At 44.6% G+C, this 5,603-nt stretch carries 9 protein-coding genes; 5 read left to right on the top strand and 4 right to left on the bottom strand.

The window, feature by feature from the left end:
- The first annotated feature begins 168 nt into the window (after positions 1-168).
- The 3 genes from INT32_RS21885 to argC all read left to right on the top strand — a co-directional run bounded on the left by INT32_RS21885 (position 169) and on the right by argC (position 1,890).
- Positions 169-477: a type II toxin-antitoxin system RelB/DinJ family antitoxin gene (locus INT32_RS21885; RefSeq protein ID WP_370540271.1), complete on the top strand. Its 309-nt coding sequence runs from the start codon at positions 169-171 to the stop codon at positions 475-477.
- A 1-nt stretch (position 478) separates the two neighbouring features.
- A complete protein-coding gene (locus INT32_RS21880) occupies positions 479-751 on the top strand; it encodes a type II toxin-antitoxin system YafQ family toxin (RefSeq protein ID WP_193090789.1) in 273 nt (90 codons plus the stop codon).
- Positions 752-912: 161 nt separating this feature from the next.
- Positions 913-1,890, top strand: coding sequence for an N-acetyl-gamma-glutamyl-phosphate reductase (argC, locus tag INT32_RS21875; RefSeq protein WP_193090788.1), 978 nt, complete (start codon positions 913-915; stop codon positions 1,888-1,890).
- A gap of 67 nt (positions 1,891-1,957) precedes the next feature.
- Here argC and INT32_RS21870 read toward each other — a convergent pair whose 3' ends face one another.
- Entirely contained in the window at positions 1,958-2,641 is a 684-nt protein-coding gene (locus INT32_RS21870) for an SOS response-associated peptidase (RefSeq protein ID WP_193090787.1), read from the bottom strand.
- Positions 2,642-2,660: 19 nt separating this feature from the next.
- Here INT32_RS21870 and INT32_RS21865 point away from each other — a divergent pair, with 19 nt between their 5' ends.
- A complete protein-coding gene (locus tag INT32_RS21865; protein WP_193090786.1) occupies positions 2,661-3,374 on the top strand; it encodes a hypothetical protein in 714 nt (237 codons plus the stop codon).
- On the opposite strand, the gene INT32_RS21860 is transcribed toward INT32_RS21865, so the two are convergent.
- From INT32_RS21860 to INT32_RS21850, 3 genes are read right to left on the bottom strand one after another with little or no spacing between them, the layout of a single operon-like run.
- On the bottom strand, positions 3,343-3,828 hold the full coding sequence (locus INT32_RS21860; RefSeq protein WP_193090785.1) for a hypothetical protein: 486 nt from the start codon (positions 3,826-3,828) through the stop codon (positions 3,343-3,345). The two genes, INT32_RS21865 and INT32_RS21860, sit on opposite strands and share 32 nt — an antisense overlap.
- A gap of 2 nt (positions 3,829-3,830) precedes the next feature.
- Positions 3,831-4,757 carry a Fic family protein gene (locus tag INT32_RS21855; protein ID WP_193090784.1) on the bottom strand — a complete coding sequence of 309 codons (927 nt, stop codon included), beginning with the start codon at positions 4,755-4,757 and terminating at the stop codon, positions 3,831-3,833.
- Between the two features lie 3 nt (positions 4,758-4,760).
- Complete coding sequence (locus INT32_RS21850; RefSeq protein WP_193090783.1) at positions 4,761-5,063, bottom strand: antitoxin VbhA family protein; 303 nt, start codon at positions 5,061-5,063, stop codon at positions 4,761-4,763.
- A 79-nt stretch (positions 5,064-5,142) separates the two neighbouring features.
- On the opposite strand from INT32_RS21850, the gene INT32_RS21845 reads away from it, so the two are divergent.
- Complete coding sequence (locus tag INT32_RS21845; protein WP_226817352.1) at positions 5,143-5,580, top strand: GNAT family N-acetyltransferase; 438 nt, start codon at positions 5,143-5,145, stop codon at positions 5,578-5,580.
- Positions 5,581-5,603: the final 23 nt, after the last annotated feature.

The raw sequence follows: 5,603 nt of genomic DNA, 5'->3' as shown, positions 1-5,603 counted from the left end.
CTATAGCAACAATCACGGTTTCACCTCGTTTGAATATTCATTCAATAGGTAAATAATATCCAAAGTAATTTAAATGGTCAACATATTTTTATACCATTATGAATATGTTTTGAATATTCATTAAATGTGAATGATTAGTGTGGCTAAGTCATAGCAGGGGATTGCATTGTGGCTACAAATGAGCTACAATATCGTTTTACTGATCATTGGAGCAAAGCCATGAGAGCTGATGCCGTAGTCCGCGCACGTATACCCGCAGACATGAAAGACAAAGCAATAGCGACACTAGAACGCATGGGGTTAAGTGCGTCCGATTTAATCCGCCTGACTTTCCTGCGTGTGGCAGAAGAAGGGCGTTTGCCATTTGATGTGCAAGTACCAAATCGCACAACACGAAAAGCAATGAAGGAATTAGAAGCAGGGAAGGGTAAACGTTTCGATAAAGCCGAAGATCTTTTTAAAGACTTAGGAATCTAAAGTGCTGACACCAGTACGTTCCGGCCAATTTAAGCGAGACGTGAAGCGAGCAGAAAAACGCGGCAAGGACCTGGATAAACTGCGTACCTTGCTTCTAATGTTGATTGAAGAAAAACCGTTGCCTGAAAAATACCGTGACCATCCATTGAAAGGTCAATGGTCAGGATACCGCGATGCTCATATTGAGCCTGATTGGCTTTTGATCTATCGTGTAGTGGGTGAGGAGCTGCAATTAACCAGAACAGGTACGCATTCAGATTTATTTGAAGAATAGTAAATGTATATTATTTGAATATTCATTTCAGATTCAAATAATATTCTTATCAGTTATATAATTTTAAGTTAGGCTGCCCAAATTATTTATTCCCAGCGATTACATCACTTCGTATTTCGAAAAATAAACTTACTCATTCACTCTAGGTCAGGGACACTAACATGAATATTCGCGTCGGAATTGTTGGGATTAGCGGTTTTGGTGGCGGCGAGGCGATGCGCTTAATCGCAAGCCACCCGTCTTTCGAGCTAGTATACGCGGCTGGCGATGGCACCGCCGGCAGCCGGTTAGTAGACCTCTTTCCTGGCGTGCCAGTTAAGCTAGCTGAGCTTGTGATCCAAAAGTGGGACCCAATAACGATACCGAAACTAGACGTGCTGTTCGCATCGTTGCCCACGGGCACCTCGACCGAAGCCCTTGCGAGCGTTCCCAAGGGCGTAAGGATCGTCGATATCGGCGGCGACCACCGGTACGTCGAGGGGTGGGTGTACGGTCTAGCCGACGTATGGCCAACCCAGATCGAAGGACAGACCCGCGTTTCCAATCCAGGCTGCTTTCCTGCGGCCACGCTAAACGCACTGGCGCCTCTGCTGGTCAACAAACTGATCGATCCTATGAACATAGTGATTGACGCCAAGACTGGCATCTCTGGGGCTGGCCGAGGTAGTGCCAACAGCAAGTTCGGCTACGCCGAGAGCAACGAGAACTTGGTGCCCTACGGCCTGTTGGAGCACGTCCATATGCCCGAGATTGCAAAGACGATTGAAAGGCTGAGTGGTGGCAGCGCTGCCGGGCTGGTGTTCACACCACACTTGGTGCCGATGACTCGTGGCGTACTTGTCACGATTTACTGTCGTGGCAATGCTACTACAAGCCAGTGCCTGGACGCAGCCAGACGCTTTTATGCTGAGCGAGCGTTTGTCCGAGTAACCGACAAGCCGCCGCAGACCAAATGGGCTACCGGCTCGAACCTATCATTCGTCAGTTATGCTGCCGATCCTGAGCGCAACTTGGTGATCGCGATGGGTGTGGTCGACAATTTAGGTAAAGGTGCGGCTGGTCAAGCAATACAGAACGCAAATTTGATCTGCGGACTTTCAGAAACTGTTGGGCTTGACGGCGCACCTGTTTGGCCGTAATTCCTGAACATTTTTTATGTTCAATTAAATATTCTTTGAATATTCATTCAACGTTCAAACAATATTATTATCTGTTAAATATGTCCAAACTAGATTGTCCTGATTCTTTATTCCCTTTGATTTCACCACTTGGTATTTCAAAAGCAAAAGCGTCAGGGTCAGGGTAGGGATGCAAGAGACTTTCGGCTTGCTCTGGTGAACCTTGCAACCAGGTCTCATAATCTGATGCAGCTAAGACCATTGGCGAACGATCATGAATAAAATTTATTTTTGTATATTGTTCAGGATCTACCGTTACCATTGAAAAATACCGGGTAACTTCGCCAGTGTCTTGTTCTATTTTATCCTCGTAGATACCAGCAGCGCCGAAAGTAGGGCGGTCAGGCATATAGAGTCGAACCTTTGTTTTAACCCCTTCATTAATTTTTGGATCTTCCGGCCATTCAAACCAGGCATTCAAAGGAATCAAACAGCGCCGTTCTGCAAATGCCTTTTTAAAATTCTTTGTCATTGTTATGGTTTCTGATTTGGCATTAATAAGAAACTTTTTTGTTAGCTTACCTGTTTTACCAGGCCAAAATCGCACAAAACCCCAATGGCGAAACTGCACTTCATAGTTATCCTTTCCGGCCGATAGGATCACTGGCGCGGCATTACTAGGCTTGATTTCAAGTGAGGGCTGAATTTCCGGCCATTGAATAAAATCAAACTCTTTTCCGACGGGCTGAGTAAACTCATATCTTCCACACATCTCTGTACCTACTTTTAGAATGACTAATCGTGAACCTTCCGCGCAAGACATGCTTGAGTATGTCAATTCCAAGTATATCAATCACGAAGATATAGTGCTTCAATTCAATAAATCTCAACGATCAGTTGAGGAACGTTTTCACTTTACACTTTTCCATTTGGACGAAGCACAGAACTACTTTGAAAAACTAGGTTTGACTCAAAAAGAAGGCATATACCAGGTACAGGAGATGCTGAGACATAGAAAGGATCATAACTGGATCACACTTCTCTCGTACTATAAAGCGTGCGTGCTGGCGGCTTTACAGAATATTCATAGCATCGCAGATACACTTGGCACTATGGTTTACTTTGCGCGTGGCATGGATTTAAATATCACGACTAGAATAAATAAAGACAGAAGATATTTAAATTCAATAATAGAAAAGATTACTGATTATCAAGAGCTAAAAGATGAGCTATTAAAGATTAAAACCGGTGACTTCATGAAAATCAATGCATTGAATAATAATGCAAAACACGAATCAATATTTCTAATGCTATTAAGAAAGAGTTTTGAACCTAATGAGGACTTGGGTTATCGAGCAAAATATGAATTCAAAGATGATGATGGGAATATTAAAGTTGAAATGATTGATCTTCACCAACTAATTAGCAATGAGGTTAAAAGGTGTATAGCTATTCGGACAACGGTAAGAAAACTTATACTTTCTGAACCGGCCCATAAAACATAACAATCCCGGCGTCAATTAAGCGGGTTGGTGTAATTTTCGATCTGTTTAAAGCATTCAGTAAACGAGTTTCCTCAACGTCCAATAATACTAAGCGGTAGTGCTGTCGGATATAAGCGAGGACTTCTGTATCAGTGGCACCTAAGTTTACTAAATCAATAATTTGCTTGGCAAACGCTCGTTGCGGCATCACGTGCTCAATACGCAGTGAGTGATTGTCCCCATTCAGCAGGGCATGACGAGCACCAATACTGCATTCTGCATACAGCATCTTTTTTAGATTATTAACGTGTGTTAATCCGTATTTAACACGAATGCATAGCATGTCTAGGATTCTTTCAACGGAGTGGATAGCACCGCCGTTATCTGGAAAACCTGCTGCATTTGCATTGTTACGCGCATCAATGAATAGACGCAATGCGGGTAGTAATGATTCAGGAGTGTATTTGACGGCCATACTTAAATCTCTATGTCCAGTCCTAATTCTTGAAGCCGATCCCTGGCTTTCGTAAAGTTTGCAGTCTCGCCTCGGTCAAGCCCTTGCAATACATATTTTGTGACCACTTCCAAAACAGCTTTATGCACAGCAGGCTTATCCGGCACTGAACTAATTAATTTAATCTGCGCGGCCCGAAGCGTGTTATAGGCTTCGGCCAACTCGGGATAACTCGATAGAGCATCTTTAGCTTCCCATTGCTCAAATGCAATGGCGCGAGCAGGCCGTATCGCTTCTTTGAGCAAATCCGGTAACTCCTTATTGCCGTCCAAGCTAAACATAGCATGACTAAGCGCCCGCATCGTGGATTCATGATATGCCAGGGGCAGGGCGATTTTATTGACGGCCAAGTCCCGTGCAATATATAACCGGTCCCTGGCTTCATCTGAACGATTGAACCTTGGCCAGTCTATGTGATATCCGCTTTCATGGGCCAGCTGCGCAGTGAATGTGCGTAACGTGCGGCTATTGCCATCAGGAAAAGGGTGTATATAGTCTAGCTCGACATACAAATCGGCCATCTTCGTGGCAAAGTCCATCGGCTTCAGTTCCTGCAAACTCGCGGGATCCGCGCCAGCAAGAGCCTGATCAAGCCTGACTATTGCCTTTGCATCCATCGGAGAATAGGCAACACTGAAAACTTCTTTGAAGGTAGTGAAACCCCGGCGTTTTATCCAGTCCTTGCCCTCGGGAACTTCTGGCCGATAAACACCTGGTGTCACATCCTTAAAGCCTAGGCCGGGTAGATCCTGGAAAATCCGCCGGTTAATTTCGCGCAGGTGGGCCGCATCGAAATTGCCCTGGACAGGGGAGAGCGATAATTCTAAAACCCGACGATAGGTATATTTTGCTTCCAACTGCTGTTTTTGTTCGTCGGACAACTCGGACATGGATTAATTGCCCTTGATAAACTCATCCATGGTGATTTCACCACGGATATAGCGTTCCGTCCATTGCTCCTCATCGGCGCTAATCTTGAATCCCTCTAGCCCAACATTGGCCTGCGCAAACTTGGCAGCATCACGGCGGCGGCGTGTTTCTGCTTCGTTCAAAGCGGGTTTCTGTACATAAGTGACATACTTGCGCATGAAGTCCCGCAACAACTGAGCTGCCGGCAGGTGATTTTTATCAGCTGCATCCATGAACTGCTCCCGCAGCTGGGAGTCAACCCGAAATGTCATCAAAGCGTCTTTCATGAGATTCACCTAGTAGATTGAACACTTCTATTATAATGTATATACATTGTATGCACAATATTTTAAAAGGGAAATGCCATTGAATTTGACCTATGTAAAAGCATCAGAAGTAAAAGCCGAAGAATTGGCAAACATTCGAGTTGAAGCGATGCGTCCAAGCCTTTTAGCCGTGGGACGATTTGATCCTGACAGAGCAAAGCGACGGTTTCTGGATACATTCAATGCATCGGACACTACCATCATTCAGCAGGGAACGCTCACTATTGGTTTCTTTGTCTTAAGGCGCAGACCAAACGATTTGTATCTTGACCACCTTTATGTACTTCATGATTATCAGGGATTAGGAGTAGGTGGCAATGTCATTCGGTTAGTTAAAGATGAAGCGAGGTCCGCCAAAAAGCCGATTCGACTAATTGCTCTTAAAGGCAGTCCCGCTAACCAATTCTATCTTCGGCTAGGATTTTGCTTGATCCAAGAAGATGAATTTGACAACCACTATATATGGGATCCTTGTTGACATTACGGGGGAGTCGATTTTTT

Origin of the sequence: Advenella sp. FME57 (assembly GCF_014897675.1) — a bacterium.
Classification (GTDB): Bacteria; Pseudomonadota; Gammaproteobacteria; order Burkholderiales; family Burkholderiaceae_B; genus Advenella.
The sequence above is the reverse complement of the archived record's forward strand: the minus strand, read 5'-3'. Positions and strand labels throughout refer to the sequence as shown.

Coding starts and splice junctions, on each gene's coding strand:
- argC (WP_193090788.1), top strand. CDS start 913: ATGAATATTCGCGTCGGAATTGTTGGGATTAGCGGTTTTGGTGGCGGC.
- INT32_RS21870 (WP_193090787.1), bottom strand. CDS start 2,641: ATGTGTGGAAGATATGAGTTTACTCAGCCCGTCGGAAAAGAGTTTGAT.
- INT32_RS21865 (WP_193090786.1), top strand. CDS start 2,661: ATGACTAATCGTGAACCTTCCGCGCAAGACATGCTTGAGTATGTCAAT.
- INT32_RS21860 (WP_193090785.1), bottom strand. CDS start 3,828: ATGGCCGTCAAATACACTCCTGAATCATTACTACCCGCATTGCGTCTA.
- INT32_RS21855 (WP_193090784.1), bottom strand. CDS start 4,757: ATGTCCGAGTTGTCCGACGAACAAAAACAGCAGTTGGAAGCAAAATAT.
- INT32_RS21850 (WP_193090783.1), bottom strand. CDS start 5,063: ATGAAAGACGCTTTGATGACATTTCGGGTTGACTCCCAGCTGCGGGAG.